The sequence below is a fragment of the Streptomyces sp. NPDC127197 genome (genome assembly GCF_042672405.1).
In the GTDB taxonomy this organism is placed as follows: Bacteria; Actinomycetota; Actinomycetes; order Streptomycetales; family Streptomycetaceae; genus Streptomyces; species Streptomyces flavusporus.
Genome location: NZ_JBHXVG010000043.1, coordinates 1 through 23,285, shown reverse-complemented (window position 1 = coordinate 23,285; position 23,285 = coordinate 1). Strand labels below are relative to the sequence as shown.

Annotated in this window: 14 protein-coding genes and 6 pseudogenes; 8 read left to right on the top strand and 12 right to left on the bottom strand. The window is 68.3% G+C overall.

Annotated features, from left to right (window positions below):
* Positions 1-12 precede the first annotated feature (12 nt).
* A pseudogene (locus tag ACFVJQ_RS38320) lies at positions 13-158 on the bottom strand (RHS repeat-associated core domain-containing protein); the annotation flags it as partial.
* A 68-nt stretch (positions 159-226) separates the two neighbouring features.
* On the opposite strand from ACFVJQ_RS38320, the pseudogene ACFVJQ_RS38315 reads away from it, so the two are divergent.
* A pseudogene (locus ACFVJQ_RS38315) lies at positions 227-1,035 on the top strand (IS5 family transposase).
* A 5-nt stretch (positions 1,036-1,040) separates the two neighbouring features.
* Here the strand turns inward: ACFVJQ_RS38315 and ACFVJQ_RS38310 are convergent.
* A complete protein-coding gene (locus tag ACFVJQ_RS38310) occupies positions 1,041-1,412 on the bottom strand; it encodes a DUF6896 domain-containing protein (RefSeq protein ID WP_385518310.1) in 372 nt (123 codons plus the stop codon).
* A 510-nt stretch (positions 1,413-1,922) separates the two neighbouring features.
* Between ACFVJQ_RS38310 and ACFVJQ_RS38305 the strand changes: the two genes are divergently transcribed.
* Complete coding sequence (locus ACFVJQ_RS38305) at positions 1,923-5,651, top strand: S8 family serine peptidase (RefSeq protein WP_385790364.1); 3,729 nt, start codon at positions 1,923-1,925, stop codon at positions 5,649-5,651.
* Between the two features lie 105 nt (positions 5,652-5,756).
* On the opposite strand, the gene ACFVJQ_RS38300 is transcribed toward ACFVJQ_RS38305, so the two are convergent.
* Positions 5,757-6,128 (bottom strand): hypothetical protein, encoded by a 372-nt coding sequence (locus tag ACFVJQ_RS38300; protein WP_385790362.1) that lies wholly within the window; start codon positions 6,126-6,128, stop codon positions 5,757-5,759.
* Positions 6,129-6,825: 697 nt separating this feature from the next.
* On the opposite strand from ACFVJQ_RS38300, the gene ACFVJQ_RS38295 reads away from it, so the two are divergent.
* A complete protein-coding gene (locus ACFVJQ_RS38295; RefSeq protein WP_385790360.1) occupies positions 6,826-7,290 on the top strand; it encodes a hypothetical protein in 465 nt (154 codons plus the stop codon).
* 82 nt (positions 7,291-7,372) lie between these two features.
* Here ACFVJQ_RS38295 and ACFVJQ_RS38290 read toward each other — a convergent pair whose 3' ends face one another.
* Both ACFVJQ_RS38290 and ACFVJQ_RS38285 read right to left on the bottom strand, forming a co-directional pair.
* Positions 7,373-8,182, bottom strand: coding sequence for a leucine-rich repeat domain-containing protein (locus ACFVJQ_RS38290; RefSeq protein ID WP_385790358.1), 810 nt, complete (start codon positions 8,180-8,182; stop codon positions 7,373-7,375).
* Positions 8,183-8,372: 190 nt separating this feature from the next.
* Positions 8,373-8,942: a YrhB domain-containing protein gene (locus ACFVJQ_RS38285; protein ID WP_385790356.1), complete on the bottom strand. Its 570-nt coding sequence runs from the start codon at positions 8,940-8,942 to the stop codon at positions 8,373-8,375.
* A 261-nt stretch (positions 8,943-9,203) separates the two neighbouring features.
* On the opposite strand from ACFVJQ_RS38285, the pseudogene ACFVJQ_RS38280 reads away from it, so the two are divergent.
* Positions 9,204-9,779 (top strand): annotated as a pseudogene (locus tag ACFVJQ_RS38280) (IS3 family transposase); the annotation flags it as partial.
* A 161-nt stretch (positions 9,780-9,940) separates the two neighbouring features.
* On the opposite strand, the gene ACFVJQ_RS38275 reads toward ACFVJQ_RS38280, so the two are convergent.
* The 5 genes and pseudogenes from ACFVJQ_RS38275 to ACFVJQ_RS38255 form a co-directional block, all read right to left on the bottom strand.
* Positions 9,941-10,084 (bottom strand): hypothetical protein, encoded by a 144-nt coding sequence (locus ACFVJQ_RS38275; protein ID WP_385515138.1) that lies wholly within the window; start codon positions 10,082-10,084, stop codon positions 9,941-9,943.
* 194 nt (positions 10,085-10,278) lie between these two features.
* A complete protein-coding gene (locus ACFVJQ_RS38270) occupies positions 10,279-11,727 on the bottom strand; it encodes a pentapeptide repeat-containing protein (RefSeq protein ID WP_385790392.1) in 1,449 nt (482 codons plus the stop codon).
* A gap of 108 nt (positions 11,728-11,835) precedes the next feature.
* A pseudogene (locus ACFVJQ_RS38265) lies at positions 11,836-11,910 on the bottom strand (hypothetical protein); the annotation flags it as partial.
* A 376-nt stretch (positions 11,911-12,286) separates the two neighbouring features.
* Positions 12,287-13,696: an esterase/lipase family protein gene (locus ACFVJQ_RS38260; protein ID WP_385790354.1), complete on the bottom strand. Its 1,410-nt coding sequence runs from the start codon at positions 13,694-13,696 to the stop codon at positions 12,287-12,289.
* A gap of 57 nt (positions 13,697-13,753) precedes the next feature.
* A complete protein-coding gene (locus tag ACFVJQ_RS38255) occupies positions 13,754-18,271 on the bottom strand; it encodes an NACHT domain-containing protein (RefSeq protein WP_385790352.1) in 4,518 nt (1,505 codons plus the stop codon).
* A gap of 55 nt (positions 18,272-18,326) precedes the next feature.
* Between ACFVJQ_RS38255 and ACFVJQ_RS38250 the strand changes: the two genes are divergently transcribed.
* Positions 18,327-19,316, top strand: a complete 990-nt coding sequence (locus ACFVJQ_RS38250; RefSeq protein WP_385515135.1) for a translation initiation factor 2 — start codon at positions 18,327-18,329, stop codon at positions 19,314-19,316.
* Positions 19,317-19,340: 24 nt separating this feature from the next.
* Here the strand turns inward: ACFVJQ_RS38250 and ACFVJQ_RS38245 are convergent, their stop codons facing one another.
* Positions 19,341-19,661, bottom strand: coding sequence for a hypothetical protein (locus ACFVJQ_RS38245; protein WP_385515134.1), 321 nt, complete (start codon positions 19,659-19,661; stop codon positions 19,341-19,343).
* Positions 19,662-20,078: 417 nt separating this feature from the next.
* On the opposite strand from ACFVJQ_RS38245, the gene ACFVJQ_RS38240 reads away from it, so the two are divergent.
* The 3 genes and pseudogenes from ACFVJQ_RS38240 to ACFVJQ_RS38230 all read left to right on the top strand — a co-directional run.
* A complete protein-coding gene (locus ACFVJQ_RS38240) occupies positions 20,079-20,951 on the top strand; it encodes a hypothetical protein (RefSeq protein ID WP_385790394.1) in 873 nt (290 codons plus the stop codon).
* Positions 20,952-21,048: 97 nt separating this feature from the next.
* Entirely contained in the window at positions 21,049-22,428 is a 1,380-nt protein-coding gene (gene dacB / locus ACFVJQ_RS38235) for a D-alanyl-D-alanine carboxypeptidase/D-alanyl-D-alanine-endopeptidase (RefSeq protein WP_385790350.1), read from the top strand.
* A gap of 333 nt (positions 22,429-22,761) precedes the next feature.
* Positions 22,762-23,109, top strand: a pseudogene (locus ACFVJQ_RS38230) (transposase); the annotation flags it as partial.
* Positions 23,110-23,127: 18 nt separating this feature from the next.
* On the opposite strand, the pseudogene ACFVJQ_RS38225 reads toward ACFVJQ_RS38230, so the two are convergent.
* Positions 23,128-23,285 (bottom strand): annotated as a pseudogene (locus ACFVJQ_RS38225) (IS110 family transposase); the annotation flags it as partial.

Sequence of the window (23,285 nt, the reverse complement as noted above, 5' to 3'; positions counted from 1 at the left end):
AGGCGAGGATCAGCCGGTGGGGTCGAAGAAGGTGACGGGGTTGTTGTTGCTGTAGGCGTAGCCGTTGATCTGCTGGGGGTCTTTCAGTCGCGGATGGGGTCGACGCTGATGAACCGTCCGTTGGCTGTGTCGTAGTCGCGGGCTCCCAGGTGAGTTACTGATCGTTTCAGAATGAGTTGAGCCGCGGGTCTTGTGCTGGACGATCTTGGTCGGCAGGGTGTCCGGAGTGCGTGCTGATCTTGTTCCTGACGACTTGTGGGAGCGGGTGGCCCCGCTGCTGCCTCCCACTCCCGAACGGCGCCGTCGCCACCCCGGGCGGCTGCGCGTTCCCGACCGAGTGGCACTCGCAGGCGTCATGTACGTGCTGCGGACCGGTGTCGCGTGGCGTGATGTTCCCGCGGGGACGGTGGGCTGCTCCGGTGTGACGGCCTGGCGCCGGCTGCGGGACTGGACCGAGGCCGGCGTGTGGCCGCGCCTGCACGCCGCCCTGCTTACCGAGCTTCGCCACGCGGGCCTGCTGGACCTGGACGACTGCTCCGTGGACGGGTCGCACGTCCGGGCTCTCAAAGGGGGATCACGTCGGCCCCTCGCCCGTCGACCGCGCCCGCCCCGGCTCGAAGCACCACCTGATCGTCGACCGGCACGGAACCCCACTCGCCGTCACGCTCACCGGCGGCAACCGGCACGACGTCACCCAGCTCCTGCCTCTGCTGGACGCCATCCCATCGATCCGGGGACTTCGGGGACGCCCCCGCCGCAAACCCCGGCGTCTGTATGCCGACCGAGGCTACGACTTCGACAAGTACCGCCGCCTGCTGTGGAAGCGCGGCATCAAACCCTTGATCGCCCGACGCGGCGTCGCCCATGGCTCCGGACTGGGCAAGGTGCGATGGGGTGGTCGAGCGCGCCTTCGCCTGGCTGCACCAGTTCAAACGGCTCCGCACCCGCTACGAACGACGCGCCGATCTCCACCAGGGCCTGCTCGAACTGGCCTGCGGCCTCATATGCCTCCGCCGCCTACGAACCGCATCCTGAAGCGATCAGTTGGCTACGCTGAACCACCCCGGCCGCACCTCGTTCAGAAGCGGTTGCAGCGACCGCACTGCGGACCGCATCTCGTGATCCGTGACGTCAAGAGGCTCCGGCAGGCTCAGCCCGTACCCGCGCAGCCGCCAGAGGTCGAAGACTTCGCTCCCGTCGGCTGCGAAGTCCACATCGACCTCAGTGCCGTTGTCGCTCACGAAGCGGCACCCTGCCCCATGAACTTTGCAGGAGTAGGTGCCGATGTGATCACTCCGGCTGATCTGGCGCGAACGGGCCAGGCCGACAATGTCCGCCAGTCGCTCAAGCGAGGGGATCGCCACCTTCATGGCCTCATCGATCGCCTTCAGAGCGCGGACGTAACCGAGCACGAGGTCTCGCGCAGCCCCAACCCGTTCCATACAGAGTCCCCCTGAGCCCGAGAATAAACGGATTGTTCCATGGGGCCGCCAGCGTCTCCGTAGGACGGCATTCTGAAACGATCAGTAAATGCGGTAGCAGCCGCCCCAAATCCCCTGAACCGCACACCCAGTAGATGCCCAGTTCGGACTGGGTACGTCACAAGATCCTCGACAGAGCCGAATTGCGTGACCGCCGACAGGCCGCAGCCTTTCAAGCGGGGTACTCAGCCAGCGCCATGCCGATCCGGCTCGGAGGGGACGGCCTCAGCTCCCTTCCGTACGCGGGCCCGAGGAGGCCTTGCGCGGCACGGTCTACCCGGCGGGGTACGCAGCCTGCTGGCGCTGGCAGTACGGCATCCGCTGGGGAAGAAGTTCCTGGTGCAGCTGGACGTCAGGAAGCATCGGCGGGTAGCCGCCATGGCGGCTACCCGCCGCCCGTGGGCCGATGTGCGGAGGTGAACGCTCCGTAAAGATCCCGGCATGACTTTTGCATCGAGACGGCGGTCCGCGCTGGCCGCGACCGCCACCGCGATCGCGCTCGGCGGCGGGCTGCTGCTGCCCCAGAGCACGGCGAACGCCGGCACGACGGGCGCGGCACAAGCATCGCGGCAGGGCAGCACCGAGTCCTACGACATCACGCTGATCACCGGTGACGTCGTGCACTACCAGGAGATCGCCGGCGGCAACGACGTGGTGACCGTCGACCGCCCCGAGGGCGCGACCGGCGGGGTGCACATCCAACGCTACGGCGAGGACACCTACGTACTGCCCGCGGACTTGCTGCCGCTGCTGGCCGCCGACCGCGTCGACCACCGGCTGTTCAATATCACCGACCTCGCAGCGATGCAGCTGGACGACGCGCACGCGGACGGCATCCCGTTGATCGCCGCAGCTCCCAAGTCCCGTTCCGCACAGCCCCCTGCCGCCCCGAAGGGCGCTGCAAAGGTCCGTACGCTCGAGTCGATCGGCGCGACGGCACTGAAGGCGGACAAGGGCCGGGCGCGCGCCTTCTGGGACGCCGTCACCCCCGCCGGGGCGAACGCGCGGACGCTGGACGGCGGGATCGGCAAGCTGTGGCTGGACGGCCGCGTGAAGGTGAACCTCGCCGAGTCCGTGCCGCAAATCGGCGCCCCACAGGCGTGGGCGAAGGGCTTCGACGGTACGGGCACCAAGGTCGCCGTACTGGACAGCGGCATCGACCCGAACCACCCGGACGTCAAGGACCGGATCGTCGGCACGAAGAGCTTCATCCCCGGTGAGGAGGTCACCGACGGGCACGGGCACGGTACGCACGTCGCGTCCACGGTCGTCGGCTCCGGCGCGGCCTCGGGCGGCGCCAACAAGGGCGTGGCGCCGGGCGCCGACCTGCTGGTCGGCAAGGTGCTCGCGAACAGCGGCTACGGCTCCGAGTCCGGCATCGTCGAGGGCATGGAGTGGGCGAAGGCGCAGGGCGCCGACGTCGTGTCGATGAGCCTGGGCACCCAGGTCGGCGACGACGGCAACACGCCGGAGTCGCAGGCGCTCAACGCCCTGTCTGCGAACGGCGGTCCGCTGTTCGTCGTCGCCGCCGGCAACAGCTCCTCCCCGGGCACCATCGGCTCTCCGGGTTCCGCCGCCGCGGCGCTGACGGTGGCCGCGGTGGACAAGACCGACAAACGTGCCTCGTTCTCCAGCCAGGGCCCGCTGACGGGCTCCTATGCCCTGAAGCCGGACATCTCCGCGCCGGGTGTGGGCGTCAGCGCGGCCGCCTCGCAGGCGGTGCCGGGCTGGACGGGCGGCATGTACCGCTCGATGAACGGCACCTCGATGGCCACCCCGCACGTCGCGGGCGCCGCGGCGATCCTCAAGCAGCGCCACCCAGACTGGGACGGTCGGCGCATCAAGGACGCGCTGATGTCCACGTCGAAGAAGCTGGACGCGCACAGCCCGTACTCCATGGGTACCGGCCGGCTCGACGTCCCGGCGACGCTGGACACCACCATCGGTGCCACCGGCTCCGTTCCCGCCGCCGTCTACAAGTGGCCGCACGCGGACGCGACGGCCACCGAGCGCACCATCACCTACCGCAACACCGGCACGGCGGACATCACGCTGGACCTGGCGCTGGACACCCAGGACGCGGCGTATTCCCTGTCGGTGGACACGGTCACCGTCCCCGCGGGCGGCACCGCCGACGTAAAGCTGACCCTCGACCCGGCGAACGTGCCGGCCAACACGTCCTTCTCGGGCCAGGTCGTCGCGAGCAGCGGCGGCGCCGTCGTCGCGCACACCGGCTTCGCGCTGTACAAGGAGCGCGAGCTGTATGACTACACGCTGGAGTTGAAGGACCGCGCGGGGAAGCCCGCCACCGGCGTCATCGCCCTCACCTGGGAGGGCAGGTCGGCCCCTTACAGCGTGCTCGTCCCGGGGAAGACGACCCTGCGCCTGCCCCCGGGCACGTACACCGCCTGGTCCTACCTGGACGTCGCGGGTGAGCGCCCCGACTCCCTCGGCGTGGCGTTCCTGACCGCCCCCGAGACCGTGGTGGACGGTCCGACGACGGTGACGCTGGACGCGAGCAAGGCGCACGCGGCAAACGTGCGCGCGCCGAAGGAGACCGAGGTCTCGCAGACGATCCTCGACTACCACCGTATGTACCCGGGCGGCACGGGCACCAGTGGCATCGGCTTCGACTCGCAGTTCGTGCTGCTGCCGTACTACGACACCGTGTACCTGAGCCCGACCAAGGAGATCACCAAGGGCGAGTTCAGCTACATGACCCGCTGGCGGCTGCGCGAGGAGTTCCTCGACGCGGAGACCGGCAGCGGCCACGAGGTAGAGCTGACCGGCCAGAACGGCACCGCGTACAAGGACGGCAGCAGCAAGCTCGCCACCGTCTACGCGGGCAAGGGCGCCACCGCCGACTACGACGGCATCGACGCCCGCGGCAAGGCCGTGATCGTCGAGCGCAGCGACGAGGTGGACGCGAAGACCCGCGCCCAGAACGCGACGGCGGCCGGCGCGGCGATGCTGGTCACCGTCAACGACGCCCGCGGCCGCCTGTACGAGGGCTACGGCGCCCAGGAGATCACGGTGGCCTCCGCCCGGGCTGGCGACGGCGCCCGGCTGATCGCCGAGGCCAAGTCGGGCCGCGGCATCCTGCGCGTGGATCAGAAGCGCTTCCCGGACTACCTCTACGACCTGGTGCGGGTGTACCGGGACGCGATCCCCGACCGGGCGCTGGACTACCGCCCGTCCGAGGAGGACCTGGCGAAGATCACCAGCAAGTACTACGGGCACAAGGACACACTGGGCGGCGGCTTCCGCTACTACGTCCCGGTCCGCGAGATCGGCCGCGGCCGGGGCGTGGGCCTGCAGGAGTACGAGAAGTTCCCGGCCGTGCGCACCGAGTACGTCACCCCGCAGTACGGCGACAGCTTCTGGTACGAGAACCACCGCATCGGTTTCGACTACTTCGCCGATCACGAGATGCGCGGTGACAACGACCGCTACCGGGCCGACCGCACCTACACCGCCGAGTGGTTCGCCCCGGTGCACCACCCGCGCTTCGGCCCCGGGTACGTGAGCACGATCACCGACAACCGCGGGGTGCAGGTCAACGTCCCCATGTGGTCGGACTCGGGCCGCGGCCACTCCGGTGCGATGCCCGACGACGAGTACGACGCCGGCACCATCGCCTTCTACGACGGCGGCACGCTGCTCAAGCAGTCGCCGGGCCGGGCCTTCTCGGTCACCCTGCCGCGCGAGACCAAGCCCTACCGCGTGGTGGCACAGGCCACCCGTGACGACGACGTCTGGCGTACCTCGACGAAGGTCCGCACCGAGTACGGGTTCACCCACCACCCGAACGCGGCGAACGACTACGGCCGTTACGACCTGAAGCTGCTGAACCTGTCCCTCGACGTCCCCACGGACCTGCGGGGCGACGCCGAGGGGGGCCGGGCGCTGACGATCGGCCTGGGCGCGGAGACCCAGCACTGGTTCGCCGGCGAGCAGTTCAAGGGCGAGGCGGCCACGCTGGCCGTGTCGTACGACGATGGCGCGACGTGGCGGGAGGTGCCGCTGTCGAAGACGGCCGACGGGCGCTGGACGGCGAAGTTCTCCACCCCGGACACCCCCGGTTCGTTCGTCTCGCTGCGGGCCTCCGCCAAGGGTCCCGACGGCCTGAGCGTCAGCCAGGAGATCATCCGGGCATTCGGGCTGAAGTAGCCCATAGCGGCAGTACCCAACCGAGTGCCCCTGCCCTGCGGCGGGGGCCACTCGCGTCCTACGCCGAGGGCCCGGGGATCTGCAGCGGTTCGTCCGGTGGGTGCTTCACGGATAGATGGCGATGACATACGCAGGGGTGAAAGCAAGCATGTCCAGCAACAAATCAGCCCTGATCCACCTCAGGACCAGTGCCTTCCCATCGCTCACTTTCAGCTCCCCGGCGGCACCCGCCCACACGGCGACGGCACCAACACGCTGGTCATCCTGGAGAAAGTTGAAGCCGGGCCAGCCGCTCAGCGCACCAGCAGGGAAGGCGGGTTTGTCCGCCACTGTCAGCGCGGCCAGCAACCGGGAGATCTTGATCATCACCAGGAAGGTCGCCGCACACAGCCCCAAGCCGCTGCAAAGAACCACCCAAACGAGCGCATACCAGACGCGGAGACGCGCAAGATCATTGTCGACGGCATGGGTCGCCACTCGCCATGGTACGCGCCGGATCGCGCTGGCCGCGTACCTGATCAACGCACACGTCGCTCACCCCGCGGAAGGTCGCGAGATTGCCTCGCTGACTCCCCCTCCTTGACCAGTTGCCCGTCACTGGGCGCCTGACTGCCTGCTACCGCCTGATTGGACCACCGCCTGCGCCGGTGAATAGCGCACGGTTGGAACACTGCCTCTTCACCAGTACGGCACTCCCGATCCGGGCCGCCAGGTCGCCGCCGGCATCGCCGTCCTCGCCTGGATAGCCCTGTCCGTCCTCGCCTGCGCGGCATCAGCTTCACCCGGCCCGTGTTCGTCGACGTCGAAGTCCCGGCCCCTGAGGTGCACGCCGAGATCCACATGCCGCCCCAGCCCGTACCAGCCGTACGACCCCCACCCGGCAGCCGCCGTCGCTGAACTGACCCTGACCGCTGCCCGTCCGGCCCGCCCCCCTCGGTGCGGACCGGGCGGAGAGCGGTCAGACGGCCCAGCGCCCCGTAGAAAGCCCAGGAAGTCGGTTTCTCTTGGTGGGTGAGCCTCGGCATCGTGGTCGTCGGTAGGTTCATACGCGAGAGGACGAGTGCGGCGGGTGTCTGGAGGCGGACAGGCGGCTTTGACGGAGCTGTGGCAGCAGCGTTGGCCCAGTTGCCCTCCGGTTGGGTACAAACTCCGTGGCCCGTATCGGGATGTCTGGGTGCGCTTTCACAGCCTGCCGGAGTCGAAGCGGTACGCGGAGAACGAGAGCGAGTACACCGTTGCCCTGGAGCGTTACAACACCATCCTCGATGAGTTGTTCGCTGGTGCGGACGTATACGTGATCACTCCGCTCTGGACGACCGAAGCCGAGGTTCCGTCATTCCAACCCGACGCGGGGTATTGGCAGAGTCTGCTGGTGGAGGACGATCCTGATCCTGAGTTCCGCACGTACTGCCACCTCTCCGCCGCGCGCCGGCCCTGGCGGCGTGGCTGCATCGACGAGTTGCTCCGAGACATCGCCGACGACAAGGTGGCGGGAGTTCTCATCACCGACACCCGGATGCAGCGCATCCACCACCCCTACGACGGTGGCGCCGACGTCTTCTTCGCCACGTCCGAGGAACGGGACCGGATGCGCGATCGGCATGCCGACTGGCTTTCCAGTCATCCGTCGGGTCTCTGACCGGGCCCAGATGTTCGGGCTTCAGGCACGTGGCTGTGGTCTTGTTTCTCCGGCGAGCGGCGGCGAGGAGGTGTTCGGCTGGTCAGTCCCAGTCGGATGCCGGCTGGTCGACTTGGCCGCCCTTGTGTGGTGTAGGGACGTAGTCGCGAGCACTGCCGGGCAGCGCGGCGACACACACCGATGAGCAGGCGCTGACCAGAAGGGGCAATACGTCAGTGGCCACGCGCAGTGAGATCCACACCTGATGGAGTCTGCTCTGCTCGATCGGGCGGTCGCAGACACTGCAGCTGCGGATGGCGGTGGCGCCCCAGTGCCGGGGATCCAGGTTTCCCAGATCGAGGTCCGCGACGGAGTCCAAGGAAGGCTGTAGCTGCGGGAACGGCGGTCGCATCTTGTAGTTGCCAAACAATGCGCGCGTGCTCACCGTGCTGCGAGTCAGCTTCCGGCATCGGGTGATTTCGTAGGGAAACCAGTGCAGCCGGTAGGAGGTGTAGGGGGTGAACTCCTCCAGACTGGTCATGGCCCCGATCTCGGGCGGGATCCGGACCAGATTGCTGCCGTAGAGCACGAGGTGCTTGACCGCCGTCAGCCTGGCGATGCTCGGTGGCAGGGTGATGATCTGCCGCCGCTCTTCTGGGCTGAGCACGGTGAGGGGACGGAACTCTTCGCGCCTGTCGGCGGCGGCCTCGTCGATCAGCTCCAGCAGGTGCTGCCAGCCCGGAGCGGAGGTGTCCTGCCGCTCGGCGTGAAATCCAACTCGGGCTCGCGGATGAGGCCTGGACTGGTCAAAGCACGAGCAGATGTCCCTGTAGGACCCGCGCTGCCCTGGGGCCGGGTCCGACGTGTCGCCCCAGCGGTTCACATAGAGCCTCGGCTCTCCCTCGTCCGTCATGGCGCCAAGATACGGAGGTTGCCGCAGGCCGTCTCAGTGATTATTGGGGCGAGAGCACAGACGGCACCCGTCGCCATGCTCGAATGTTTGGCTGGGGAAGCTGACGCTGCTGATGGGGAATTACGTGACGTTCCACAGCCGGCCAGCCAGGACACCGTCCAAGGCGCCGACTCGGGCTTGCAGCCCACAGTCAGTGGGTCTGACGGGGCGCACCATGTCGAATGGTCTCCACAGCAAGCACCGGGTTGAGAGGCTCCACGAGTTCCTTGGTGGCGACGGCCACGAGGCGCGCTGGTGCATCACCGTCCAGCAACGCGCTCACGTACTCGATGGCCTCCGCAGGCGACAGTACCGGCAGCCTCTGGCGCAGGGCCCGCACAGCATGCATGCGTCCGCGCGTAGCGGCGACTCCGCGTATCGCATCGTGTAGATCGTCTACTGCGGTGCGTACCGGCAGCCCACGTATACGGGCTCGGTAGTCGACCTCCCACTCTCCGGTTACCGCGGAGACGACGCCGATCTGGTGCAGTCCTCCGTCGACACGGTCGACCAAGTACGGCCCATTGCCGGCCAGCATGAACTCCGAGTTCCGAGTGCGTACGAACTCCTCGGACTGCCAGGAGACAATCCACACCAGCTCGTGCTCCTCGACATGGACCACAGCCATGCGCATCGCGTCCACACCCGCAGCTCGCCACTTCTGATAGTCGCGCTCCAGCTGTTCTTCGACAGCCTGAACCGCGGCTTCTCGCTCAATCACGCCTGCAGCATCCTGTACGGGCCCCGGTCTCGACCAGCGAATTCTCACAGCCCAGGGCCATGCGAAGGGGCTGACGGACCTTCTTGCTCCGGAATACGACAGCTGCGGAACAAGTGCTCTGTGCCAGTACCGCTGCGCACCCAGGGCTGCTGCGACCCGTGCCACCACGGCTTCGAGCCCAGCCCCGATACCTACATGACCTCCCCGGCCACGCACCGGCGGGCCGCCTGACCAACGACCATCCCGAAGGAAAAGTCACCCGTGACACTCAGCAGCCTGTTCGCCCGCCGCCCCGGCGTGCAGGACCGGCGACCTGGACGCCGGACGGCACGACCGTCGTCCAGCGCTACCGCAACATCCTGGGAGAGGGGGAGGGCGCGATCGTTCTCGTCTACACCGCCGCCCAGGAACGCAACTCCTACTACGCCGCCGCCTGCCTCGGCTGCACCTACCGACCTCATTGTCCGGGACTTCGCTCCCCACCCGGACGGCCTCGACACCCGCTGGTGCGGTGACATCACCTACGTTGCCACCGAGAAGGGCTGGCTCTATCTGGCCGCCGTCATCGACATCGCCTTCCGCCGCGTGGTCGGCTGGTCCACCGCCGACCACCTGCGGACCGAACTGGTCGCGGACGCTCTCGGGTCCGCCTGCCGAAGGCGTCGTCCCACCCGGCCGGTGATCTTCCACTCGGATCGTGGCTGTCAGTACACCAGTCAGCAATTCGCCGCTCTGGCAGCGGAGTTCGATGTCCGTCTGTCCGTCGGCCGCACCGGGCAGTGCTGGGACAACGCGCTCGCCGAGTCGTTCTTCGCCACCATCAAACGGGAGTTGCTCGACACGGGCCCCTGGCCAAGCCGGGCCGCCGCCCGCACTGCGATCTTCGACTTCATGAGGGCTGGTACAACTTGCACCGTCTGCACAGCAGCCTCGGCTACCGCAGTCCCGCCGAATACGAGACCACACTCGCAGCCTGACCACCACACCAATGGTGTCCGTCAAAGCGGAACAAGCTCAGGCTGCAGTCGCATGACGTGCAGGATATGGTCCCGTACAGCGGCGTTGCGCAAGCTGCCGGACTGCTTGCTGCGCAGAATGTCGAGCAGGCTGGGACCAGATGCCTCCTGCAGAGCCTCGATCATTTCCAGTTCTTCGATGTCGACGATTTCCGCTGGATCGGTGTCTGGTTTCTCGAACAGCCCGGGGCTGTCATGGCAACGCCCGGGGTCTTGTGCATGGCCTTCTGTCGCTCAGGCGATGACGCTGGGGAGGAAGACCAGGATGGCTCCTGCCGCGAAGAGCCCGAAGGACCACTGAACTCTCAATCGACACCTCGTCATCTCTTCACACGACTGCGCACGGCAAGAACCGCAAGCCCGAGCAGAGCCGGCTCGACGAGGCGGGTGGTCATCTCGACGTACGTTCCGGCGGTGGTCAGGTCCTGTCCGGAGGCACGGAAGATCACCGAATTGGCCACCACTCTCAAGGACTTCTCGAACCGCGCAGTCGACAGACGCCGACGGTACGGTCCTTCCGGGTTGGTCGGGTCGGGCTTCTTCGTGGTCAAGGTCACGCTGCGGCCGTCGATCCTGCCCTTGCTCACCGGGTCCGGATCGTCCTGCGGCAGACCCCACAGCATCATGGCCAGCACGGTGGCCGTCATGGCCAGACCCAGCCACGCCAGAGCGCGGATGGCCCGCAGGCCGTACCCGGACACCGCCCAGTACAGCCCCAGGATCATCCGTTCGCCACGGGGCGCCTCGAGGTCGTGCCGGCGCATTTCCATCTCGCCGTAGTAGAAGTCGGCCGCGCCCGGCTCGTTCTTACCATCCTCCAGCGCCTTGCGCAGCTGCCGGTAGACCGGTGCGAGAACGGCGGGTTCGTGCGTCTCGACGCCCTCCGGGGCAGGCGTCCACCCGACCGCGCCGTACCGGGTCGCACGCCAGTGGTGCTCCTCGGCCAAGGTCCGGCGACGCGTCCAGCGCACCGGGAACCAGCCCCGCCGGGACACCCCCGCGGGCGGCAGCGGCAGAACACACCGGCCCTCGAGCCTCAGCTGGTCCAGGTGGACCGTCTCCACGAAGCGACAGCCCGTCAGATCGACGTCGGCCAGCACCAGGTGTGCGACGTCCACACCGCTCACCGACATCACGCACACCCGGGCGTCGGTCAGGCCCAGCTCGTCGATCTGCTCATCCACGGGGGAGACGAACGGGCTGGACCGACCCGCGACGGTCACCGGGAACTCGAGTACGGCGTCGCTGATGTCGACAGCGGCATAGCGCAGCCGAAGCGCGGCGGTGGACGCCCAACGCGTCCGTCGGCAACGGAGATCGCCCGCGGCGACCTCCAACGTCACCGCGGATTCAAACACCGCGTCAGACAGGTCCACCAGCCCCGGGCAGACCAGGGGGCCGATCATGGCCGTGCCGCGGAATACCGCTCTCCGAAAGCTCACGTCACCTTCCAGGCGAGCCTGGCAGAACGACACATCGCCGCCGACCTTCGCCCCGGCGAAGGTGGCTCCCGTCTGGAAGTGAGCCTCGGAGAACAGGACCTCCTCACCCAATTCCGCTCCGTCGAAGCACGCTCTACTCCGATGGAAGTGCGTCCCGTCGAAACAGGCAGGGCCGGCGATCATCGCCTTTTCGAAATCTGCGCCGTCCTCGAAGAAGGCACCGTCGAAGTACGCCGTGCCATTGATGACAACCCCGTCGAAGCGCGCGACACCCAAGAAGCGCACCCCCGTGAAGTGGGCCTCCCCGGTGGTGACGCTTTTGAACATCGCACTGCCGCCAACGCGGTCGACGCAGAACCGAAGCACACCCCCTATGCGGGCTCCGTAGAACCAGGCATCGGCGTCTATGGCGGTGTCTTCGAGCCACAGTTCGTCGGCGACTTCCACGTTCCCGAACCTGAGGTCCTGCCCGAAATTCGTATCGCGGAAATAGGCGCTCCCACCGAACACCGCCGTACCGAAGGAGCAGAAGCCGGAGAAGTCGATCTGCTCGAACGTCACGTCGCCGGCGAACCGGGCCTCGTCGAACTCCGCCTGACCGAGCAGAGCACGCCCCGTTGCCGGCTCCCGGAGCCGGGTGAGCACTTCGTTCAGAAGACCCTGCGTGAGGGGAGTGCCACGGTGGTCGACGTCGGCACCAGGAGCCAGACCGGCAAGATACGCAGCCCGCTCCCCGGCGTCCAGATGCGCCAGGCAGGCCGCATAGGTCCCGACCCTGCGACCTCGGCAGCGCTTGCCGGCGTCACTGTGCCCGCACTGCGGCCAGTCGGGAGCGTCGTGCGCACCAGCCTCGGATGAAGGTGTGATGGCTTGTTCCCTTCCTGTCTCACACGGCGAAAACTGTGACGTCCTTCCGGTCGAAGCGCTTCGGGCTGTCGACCACCGCCTCGACCCACCAGCGGCCGGGTGTCGCTTCCAGCTCCGCCCGGTACCGGTCGGTTCCGTGTTCCTCGAAGACGACGGGCTGCTTGGCCGTCCTGCCCGACCGCCACATGAAGGTCCGCAGATTGCGTCCCTGAAGGTTGTGTCCCAGCAACTCAACCGCAAACGGCCGACCGGCGACGACGGCGGGGGCAGGGAAGTGCAGAGCGATGCCCTCGTCCCCGGCGAGCATGCCGCCCGGATGGCTTCCCCTCCGGACCGCGATGAGCACGTCTCGCAGAGCGGCGGAGCTCGCCATGTCCGCGTTCCGGAAACCGGTCCAGAGCATCGGGCTCTGATCCCCGACGGCCCAGTCCGCGAGGGCGGACAGTCGCGGCACCGTTCCGTCCCCCGGCCCCAGGGGGCTGTTGTCGCCGGAGGTGAGGTATGACCCGTCGGGGGAGAGAGTGATGGCCTCGGGCGTCGGATAGTCACCGCTGCCCAGGCAGTGCACCGTGTACGGCAGCTGGCCGTCGGGGTCGGTGCGACGGTGCCCGTCCCTTGCCGACCTGAACTTCTCATGGAAGCCCAGGACATCACGGACCGCGGCGGCAGGCAGGCCGGGAACCGGATACCGGTGGTCGGCGACCGTCCGCGGCCGGCTCTTCCCCTCGACCCGGACGGCGGCGTACACCGGCAGCATCTCGGCAACCGCGGGCAGGTCGAGGGCCCAGTCGCGCAGCACCTCGTTCAGCCTGGCGCGTGCGCCCTCGCCCGGACCGCCGGTGCCGGGAATCGCGTGACCGGCCAGAAGACGGGCGGCCTGCGCCAGACCCTTCTGAGGGGTGCCGAGAGTGACCAGGGCTCGGGCGGTCTTACGGCCGTCCTCGCACTCAAGGTAGTGACGCCCGATCAGGCCACCCGTCGAGTGGCAGACCAGAATGACGCCCGGATCGTCGGGACGGTCCGGGTAATGCGCGTCGACCTGCTCGCCCCATCGGTCGAGCTCCCTCGCCACCCGTGTCCTCAACTGCCTGGCGACCAGCCGGTGGGAGAGTCGCCAGTCATAGGTGAAGGAAACGAACTGCGCCGTGAGCGGGTCGCCGAGCGCGGCACGGATGTCGGGATAGCCCATACAGGACATCAGCCCGGGCACCGAATCCGGAGAAGTGAGCAATTCGCCGGCGTCCAGACGGAAACGGTTCTCGGGCAGCGCGTCGCCGAGTCCCGGTGGCAGGGCCACCTCGGCCAGCGTCCCGGCCGTGGGCGACGAATGGATCAGGGACTCGCTGCATCTCGCCCAGACGTCCTGGCCGTCGCGGCACAGTCGGGTGCCGAGAAAACCCGGTACGAAGACCACAAGGTCATGTTCCACTCCGCTCTCTCCCTCGCCAGTTCCTGCGTTGTCGCACGGCTGCCACTCGGTCCACGGTCACCGCGCATCGGCCGTGAAGAAGGTGTGCGGCAGTCGGATCAGGTCGCATCGGTCCTTGCCCTGCAGCGCCACCACCAGACCCTCCGGGTCGGGAGCGGTGTCGACGGCCTGGACGTCATAGCCGCGCGAGGGGATCCCGGGCCCGTCCAGCCATCTTTTGGACCAGACGTCCCACGCGGGTGAGATCGTCCGCTCGGTACAGAGCAGGAGCACGGGCCTCTCCACGGGACCTGCGAACACGAGCGAGGTCACTTGGGGGAAGAATCCCTCGAGTCGTTCTGGCGGGTGGAGGCCCTCACCGGAGCAGTCCTTCACATACACGCTGCCGCTGTCCGCCCAGGCCAGCAGGGGCAGGGATTCGGCGTCCTCCTCGTCGTACAGCTCCCCCAGGGCAAGACAGGTGGGAGTGGCGCCCATACGGATGCGCTGCTCCACGCCTTCCTTGTGCTCCCGCCATACCCTCAGCTGGTCTCCCAGGTCTCCGGCAAGCCAGTACGTGCCGTCCCTCATGATCCTGGCGTCGATGCCGCAGAAGCCGGAGTCGGTGCTGATCTCGCCCGTCGTATTCTCGGCAGACGGGATGCCGACCGGGATCTCGTAGCGGGTCAGGCGCCGGCCGTCCGGTACGCACAGACGCAGCGTCGCCCGGGACGGGTCTGCGACGAGGCTCAGCGCGCGGGCCGGCTGCCCGGCATCACCGCCCAGCGCGATGTCCTGATGGGCCACCACGGACAAGTCCTCGTCGAGCCGCCACAGTCGTACGGTTCGTCCCGCCGCGGCGGCCACCGCCCAACCGTCCGCCACCCGTACCGAGTCCACTGCTGTCACCATTCTTTCGTGGGGGAGCTCGGTGGCAGGGTGGCTGGCCGGGGCCCCCCGCTCAGGGCGGGACACGCGAACCCGGTCGCCCCAGGTCCGGCACAGCAGGGGCGGCCCGCCGGGTGCCGGGGCCAGGGCGACCGCGGGGCGCTCGTTGCTCGGCCGCCGAAGAGTCTCGTGGCCTGCTTCCAGGGCCGGAACTACGTCCACGAAGCGGATGTCCGGGCCGTCGGCCACCGCGAGCAGCCCTTGTCCGCGGGGCTCGAAGGCCATGGCGCCCTGCCGGGGGGCGTCCAGCTGGAACGCCGCCTCACGTCCGGGTTCCTCGACGGACCAGATCCGTACAACGACTTCTTCGTAGCCGGCGAGCAGCAGTTCGTCGCCGTGACGGCCGAAGGCCAGCCCCTGTGCCTTGGAGCGGAATTGCGCCACGCGTCGCACGGCCGGTGGAGCGCCGTGGACGGCGTTGTCGATCTCGCAGCACCAGACGCGCACCTGGTGTCCGTCGGACACGGCGAGCCAGCCTCGCTCCGGAGTCGTACCGCGGCGTGGTGTGCGGGCCGCGGCCGCAGCCAGAGCGGGATAGTCGAGTGCACCGAGTTCCACCTGCTCGGCGCGTAGACCGCCGACTCTGTTGACAGGTCGGTCCACCTCGAACAGTTCGGCACGTTCCCCCGCAGCCAGGACGAACAGGCGTGTCCCCATGGTGAGAGCGGCGAGATGCCGCACGTCCACCGTGCGGATATCCGCCAGGTGGGTGCCCAACTGCTGCATGCCGCTCTTCCAGAACCACACCCAGATGCGGGACCCGTCGGCTGCCAGGGCAACGGTCTCCGTGGCCATCTCAGCTGTGGCCAGGGCACGTACGGCGCCGCCCCACCGGTATTCCTGATCAGGGACGCGGGCACCGGCGCGCCAGAAGTACACGGCTTGGTCGTCACGGGCGACGGTGGCCCAGCGGGGCCCGGCGCCCACCTCCCGCACCTCGCTGAGAATGCTTCCGCGTTCACCTCCGGACCTGGGAAGCCGGCGAGTCAGCAGCCGGGCGCCCGACTCCGGATGCAGGACCTGGATCTCCCCCAGTCCGCCGGCAGTCAGCGTGTCCCCGGGCGGCAGCGCCGCCACTGCGGTCCCCGCACGCCAGCTCAGCGCTCTTGCTCCTCCCACAGGCGCCGCACGACGCCATTCCGGAGGGGCCGGCCGCACGTCGGTCCAGTACTCCTGCCAGGGCAGGAAGCCGACAATGCGCTGCAGTGCCCGGTAGGTGGCGTCCCGGTGGCTGACAAAGGCCGTGGCACTGGTCAGAGCCTTCCGTGCGAGCAGGGCTGACAGCGACAACGGGGAGGGCATGCGGGGGAACGAACCCGCGACCCGGCCGTACAGCGCGGCCCCGTCACAGTTGCGGGCGAGGCCTGCCGCGAGCGGCAGCATGACATCGGGGTTCGTCCTCATGAGAAAGTGCACGTCCTGGAAGAGTTCTCGCAGGACGGCCGGCCCGACCTGGGCGGCATGGGCACCCAGGTACTCCAAGGTGTAGTCGTCGGCCTCGCTCCAGTCGGTCCCGGCCTGGGCGCGCAGGGTTTCGACCACCCTACGGTGTGCCTCTTGTGTGCTCAGTCCGGCATCGGAGAGAAAGAAATCGCCGTAACTGGGATGGGCCAGCTGGTGGCGAACACGGTTCGCCGCCTCCCGTCCGCCGTCCTTCCGCGTGGCGACGATACCGCCGTCGGCGTTCCGGCAGACCTGCCGCAAGTCCTCGAGGGTGAGCTCGGGTGTGCCGTCATCGCGCAGCGCGTTGGACAGTGTGAGCCAGGTCGAATCCGGTGTCAGCCCGGGTCCCTGGATCACCGCCAGCGCCCGCAGTACCTCACGGGCACGCTTCGCACCTGGCTGCCTCTCAAGATGTCCTGTCTCCTCCGCGAGTCGCCTGCGCAGGTCCATGCCGCCGTTACGCATCCACGACAGGAGATCGGCCTCGGTAACAACCTGGGGCCGACGGGAGAGTTCGGTCGCGGCCAGGCGGGCCACCAGAAACGATCCCTGACTTTGCGCCGCGATGGTCTCGGCCGTCCAGTCACGGTCCTCCTTCCGCCGCCCGTTCCCCCGGTACGGAGAGTGCTCCGCGTCCAGGACCGACATCGCCATACCGGTGATGCTCGCGCGCGCCTCCTCGTCGTCTCCCAGCACCACGGGTTCGACGCTCTGCTCGAGTGTGTCCAGGAGCGACTCCTCCTCCGTGGGCGCGGTGGTACGTCTGCGGGGCTGGGGGCGTGTACCGACGATCACGCGGACGCCCGGCAGCCCGGACAGCGGGTTGAGGAGGTGACGAGCGATGTCGTGTGCCTGGTCCGGGAGAGCCTCATCCAGTGCGTCGAAGAGCAGGTTCACCGAACCGGCCCGATCGACCAGCTCCTTGAAGGCGTCGGCGTACGTCTTCGATGTCACCCGTTCCTCCGGCAGGAGTGGCGCTCCGTCGACGTGCGCCAGCACCTCGCGAAGGGACGCGGCCAGCGAATGGGCGGACTGCCCCCTGCAGCTCAGCGCCGCGTGCACGGTTCCTGCTCGGGGTAACGTCGCAGGATCGAGCTTCGGACCGAGCGTCTCCCGCCAGCTCTGCAAAGAGGTGAGGGCCAGGCGGCCGAGCAGTGCCGTCTTCCCCGTCCCCGCCAGGCCAGTTACGGCGAGAAGCCCTTTCGGGTGGGTCTCCATCCATCGCACGATCCTGCTCAGGGCGTCCCGTCTGCCCGCGAAGTGGCGGCTGAGGTGGCTTCCTTCCTCCAGACCGAACTGCTCGGCCTCGATCCACGGCTTCCGTCGTGTCAGCACGGCCGGCCTGTACTCCGGCCGGTCCGACGCATGGAAATACGGGTTGTCCAGGAAGCTGTTCGGCAGCGCGCGTACCTCGATGTAACCCGGTCGCTGTGCGGGGTCGTCGAGACCGGCGGCCGCGGCTTCCGCGTCCACGGCGTCCCGCAGGTAGGGCAGGGGAAGGTAGAGAGCGGACGGTTCGAACGGGCGCGCGTGGTCGGGCGCCACGAAGTCCGGTTTGGCCAGTGCTTCCTCCAGCCATTGAACCCAGCGGCCCTCGGGTACCTGCGCATCGGCCCCCGACGTGCCGATGACGGCGAAACCCGCCCGCCGGGTTTCCCTCGCCCTGTACACCGCCGTGTTCCGCTCCAGGTCCAGGGCGTGACGCAGCGCCTCGTTGAGGGAGTTGTAGCCGTGCGAGGAGCATGCGTCGACGATCAGAAGGGTGTCGGTCTCGTACTCGGGCCGAAGGAGACGGCCCACGAGCTCGACCAGGGAGACGGCTCGCTCGGGTTGAAAATCTCCTGACTGCCAGGAGTCGGAGCAGGCGAGGAAGTAGCCCTCGTCTCCTCGCTGGACGCCGTGGCCCGTCCAGTAGAGGATCTTGCGTTCGGCGCTGTCGGCCAGGAACTCCTCCAGACCGGCCCACAGTTGCCGCTGCGTGGAACCGCCCCGGTCGACGGGGAGGCTCTCCCCGAATCCCAGTTCCTCGCGCACGGTCTTTGTGAACCGGCGCCGTACCTCCGTCAGCCGTGGCCGGCGCAGCCGCTGCCGCGTGCCGTCGTCGGGATGCGTGTAGTCGGATACCGCGATTGTGCCCACCAGGGAAGAGGAGCGCCGCTCGGTCTTCAGAAGCGTCAGCTGATCGCCCACATCGCTCCGTATCATGCAGTCGACGACATCCCCATCATTCCATCAAACCCTATTTCCAGCGGAGTTGACGATGCGTGACAGATTCACCGTGGTCGGCCGGGCAACAGGATGCCATCTCTTCGAGGGGGACGGGACGCGGCCCATCCGCGAGGAGAACGTCCGCGTCCGGTACACCCCGGAGCGGGTGGAGTTCCCGGAGGAGATCGGGGCCTGGCGGCGTTCCATCGAGGCGGAGGAGGAGCGCAAGGAGGCCAGCGGCCTGCCGCACCGCTGGAACAACGAGCGCTTCGCGGTCGAGCGGGTCGTGGTGACTCGCACTCACCTGGCCGAGGAGCCCGTGGTCTCCCTCTCCCTGCGGGACGCCGACTACTTCGACTTCCTCACCACGTCGCTCAATCTGGAGCGGCAGCAGGAAAACGGCCTCACGCTGCGCAAGCAGTATCTCGAGGACAAAGATCCGGCCGAGGCACCGGCTTGGATGAACTGCAGTTTCGGTGTCAATGTGGCCCTGGAGACGCGCAAGGACGGCAAGATGCTGTTCTCCCGGCGCAGCGCCCAGGTAGCTGGGCCGAACAGCGCGCGGTGGAACTCCTCGGCCAACGAAGGCCTGGCCCGCGAGCACGACCTGCCCAAGGACGGCAGCCCGATCAGCCTGCATGCGGTGGCCCGCCGCGCTCTGTACGAGGAACTCGCCGTTCACAGCACGGACAAGCTTCGTCTGGAGCTTCTCGGTTTTGGGCTCGACCTGGTCAACCACCAGTGGGCGGGCTTTTTCCGAGCGGTCCTGCCCGATCTGGACGAACCGACGCTGCGCCTTCGCTGGACGCGAGGCGTCACCGACAAATGGGAACACGACCGCTTCGAGTTCGTGGACGCAAACCCGGAGTCGGTGCTCGGCTTCATCGCGGACGAGCCAGAGGACAGGTGGACGCCCTGTGCACCGACGCTCTTCTACCTCGCCCTCGTACGCGGTGCCGTGGAGCGCGGCAACGGCGACCCGTCCGGCCGGTTCGATGTGGAGCAGGCCGAACAGAGCGTCATGTCGGCCAGAGGTCTCTGAGCCGAGGGGCCGGGCCGAGACGTCTCAACGGATTGCCCACCCAGACCTCCCCCGAGGGACGTAGCCGAGGACGAGTGACCCCATACCGACGACGGACCACGGACCCACGGCGGCGTACTCCCGGACCTTGGCCCCGGCACCGACATAGGCATTCTCCTCGACCACGGCATGTCGTCCGAGGAACACCTGCGCGGCGACGGTGGCATAGTCCTGGACCACGACGTCGGCCGCCATCATGGCGTGAGGCCTCACGATCACGTGATCGCCGATGGCCGCTCCCGGCAACACGCACACCATCGGCATCACCACCGTCCCGTGCCCGATCCTGCAGCTGGGATCGACCACCGCGGTGCGATGGACGATCGCCGGGTACCGGGCAGACTGGGTTCTTGACGACGACGGCCGCGCAAGCTTCGCCCGAGCATGCGTGGAACCGGGCGCGGTACGCCCGCTGTTCCCCGCACACTTCGCCGGCTCGGGGGAGGAACTGGGCTTCCTCAACGGCGGTGTACTGGCCGGTGTCCGGCAGGTCCTCACCCCAGTACCCGGCCCTACACTCTCGATCTGCTACTCGTCTCCAACATCCGGGATCTGGAACAGAGCGACTACAGCGGCGCCGAGGAGATCCTCGGCGCACGCCCCTTCCCCGCTGCGACCTCACCAGACAGGACCGCAGTTCTGGAGCTCCTGACCTCCGGGCCGCAGGCTCTGGACTGGACTGCGGCGCGGCAGCGGTGGGCGCTCGAACAGGTACGGCTCAGCATGTCGGGTCGCTCCATCGCGACGGTCACCACCGAAGGTCAGCGCCGACCAGCAGACGTAGCCCTGGCCCGCGTCGTGGACAGCTCGGGAAAGATTTCGGCAAGGGGCCTGCTGGTGATCGACGGTCACGGCCGGGTCGCCGCCAAGCTGGACGCGCTGTGCCGGTTCTGCCAGGAAACCGACCTCCCCTATGACGTCCTGGCATTCACGACCCTGCCCGCCCAGGAGCAGATCCTCATTCTGGACCACCTCGGCGCGGCGGTACGCGCCGCGCGAGCCGCCCTGAACAAGACGGATACGTCGTCCGGCACCGTCGACTTCACCGTCCGGCACAAGGGCCGGGACCGGGAGGTCAGTATCCCGGCCAGGCTCGCTCTGGAGGCGGTGAACAGCTGGACCACCACGGTCTCCGTGGTGATCGCCGGTTACCGGGAGCAGGACCGCGCGGACTTCTCCGCGTCCATCACCCGGCGCTACGAGTCGATCCACAACGACGCCGCCTCGCTGCCGGGCGGGACCGGGGCGGCGCGGCTCGCGGAGCAGGCCGTGGACCAACTCGCCGACGCCGGAGTCCTGGATGCCGTCCCCGGTTACGGCCGGGCGATCGCGCGGTACCTCAAGCTTCCCTCCGACCGCCCCGACGGACTAGAGCTGGAGTACCTGGCCCTGCTCGCGGTGTGGGCGAAAGTCGCCGAGATGCGCCCCGTACCGACGCCGATTCCTCCCGAGCGGTCGGCTCCGCTGGCCGCGGCGATGCACCGCCTGATGACCCTCGCCATGGCCGCCCACGCCTGCCTGACCGTCCTGCGCGCCCGTGAGCTGGACAAGGAGAAAGCAGAAACGGATCCATTCGTGGCCATGGGGTTCATGTGACCACTTGTGCGGCACTGATCATTTCGCGCCACAGGGCCAAACCCTTCCCCCTACGTCGGCTTGTCCTTCCGCCGGCGCACAACACGGAAAGTCCCCCATGAACCACAGAACCGAAGTCGTGCCCCCGCCCACCTTCACGCCGAGCGGTCGCCACGGGCACCGCAAGCCGAAACAGTTCGGCGCGGGCGCCCGCCGCGCCCTGGTCCTGGCCATGGCCGTGCCCGTCGCGTCGGTGGCGCTCGTCGGCCCCTCGGTCTTCGCCGCCGACGGGAACACCACCGCGACGAACCCCGACACGGCCCCGGACACGAACGAAGGCCTCGACTCCGCCGACCAGGCGATCGCCGCGAACCTCAACACCCGCGTCCTCGACGAGCGCCTGGGCGGCAACGTCAGCGGCGTGGTGCTGGACGCCGAGTCGGACGGCACCGTCTGGGACCACAACAGCGCCACCGCGCTGATGCCGGCATCCAACACCAAGCTTGCCACCGCGACCGCCGCCCTGACCGTGCTCGGCCCGAACCACCGGTTCAAGACGAACGTCGTCTACGGCGACGGCACCCTCACCCTCGTCGGCGGCGGCGACCGGACCCTGACCAGCGCCGATCTCGGCGAAATGGCCAAGGACGCGGTGGCCGGGCTGAAGGCCGCGGGCCTCACCGGCGTGAAAGTCGCCGTGGACGACAGCCTCTTCCCCGAACCGACCCTGGCCCCCGGCTGGAACGACGGCTACTACCCCGACTCCGTCGCTCCGGTCCGCGCCCTCGTCGTTGACGGACACGGCGTCAACGACACCTCGATCAACGCCGGACAGGTCTTCGCCAAGCAACTCGCCGCCGACGGCATCACCGTGGACGGCGAGGTCACACGCCGGACGGCAGGCATCACCGACGTACCGGTGGCCCGCCACAAGTCCGCCAAGCTGTCGGACATCATCCACCACATGATCAAGGTCAGCGACAACAACATCGCCGAGACCCTGCTGCGGATGACCGCGCTGCGCGCCGGGCAGCCCGCCACGTTCGAGGGCGGCACGGCGGTCGTACGCGATGTGCTGAGCCGGCGGTACGGAGTGTCGCTGGAGAACTTCGAGATGTACGACGGGAGCGGCCTCTCCCGTGCCAACCGCATCCCGGCCCGGACCCTGGCGGAGATCCTCGACCTGCTGACGGAGAAGCGCTATGAGCACCGGCTGAGCTCGATCCGTGACGGCCTCCCGGTCGCGGGCGAGGCCGGCAGCACTCTCGGCCCGGAGTGGGGCCGCTTCGACGACGCGAACTCGCAGTGCGCCCTCGGCAAGGTGCACGCGAAGACCGGCACCCTCACCGGCGCCATCGCACTGAGCGGCCTGACCCAGGGCAAGGACGGCCGGTGGAAGGTCTTCTCCTTCGTGGAGAACGGCTCCACGGCCGACGGCAGCGCCATCAAGGACGCGATGGACGGCCTCGCCGCGACCGTGAACGGCTGCCGGGCCTGACGCGAACGTGCGCCCCGGGTGCGGATGCCCGGGGCGCACGCTCTGTGTGAATGCTGTTTCCACCGTGCTGTTTCCGTCGCCTGCTGTCAGCGCGTCAGAAGACCGGCTTCCAGCTGTTGATGCAGCCCGTGTCCACGCTGTAGACGTCCCACGCTGATGAGCGTGCCCGAGGACGCCGCCGAGGTCAGCGCCGAGGAGGCCTGGGACGCTGGACAATCCGATGGACCTCGCGGAGGACCTGCGGATCGGCAAGCTCTCCCTCCCCTGGAGGACCCTCGACACCGCGGTCTGCGGCGCGAGGACGCGATGGCAGGCCGGTACGGCACCGCGAGGCTGCGTCGGCTCGTCGGTCTGCAGACCGACCGGGGGACGGCTACTTCGATCGCGAAGCCGTTGATCCCACCGTCGAAGGTGCGGCCGCAGGGCGGCGGAACGCAGGACACGCCTGATGAGACGCTGTTCGCGGCGATCATCTACGTGCTGGTGAGCGGCTGTGCCTGGCGGGCTCTGCCGCCGTGCTTCGGGATTTCGAAGTCGACGGCCCACCGGCGGTTCCTGATCTGGTCGCGGGCAGGGGTGTGGGGCCGGCTGCACGAGGCGGTCCTGCACCGGCTCGACGACGCCGGCCTCATCGATGTCTCCCGCGTCGTTCTCGACTCCGCCCATGTGCGCGCTAAAAAAGTGCCTCTATGGGCTTCGTCAGGCCGTGGCGGGTGTCGGGGGCTCGTAGAAGGTGCCGTCTCGGAGCATGGCGAAGAGCACGTCGATGCGTCGTCGGGCGAGAGCGATCAGGGCTGCAACGTGGTGCTTGCCCTCGTGGCGTTTCCTGTCGTAGTAGGCCCGTGACTCCGGTTGTG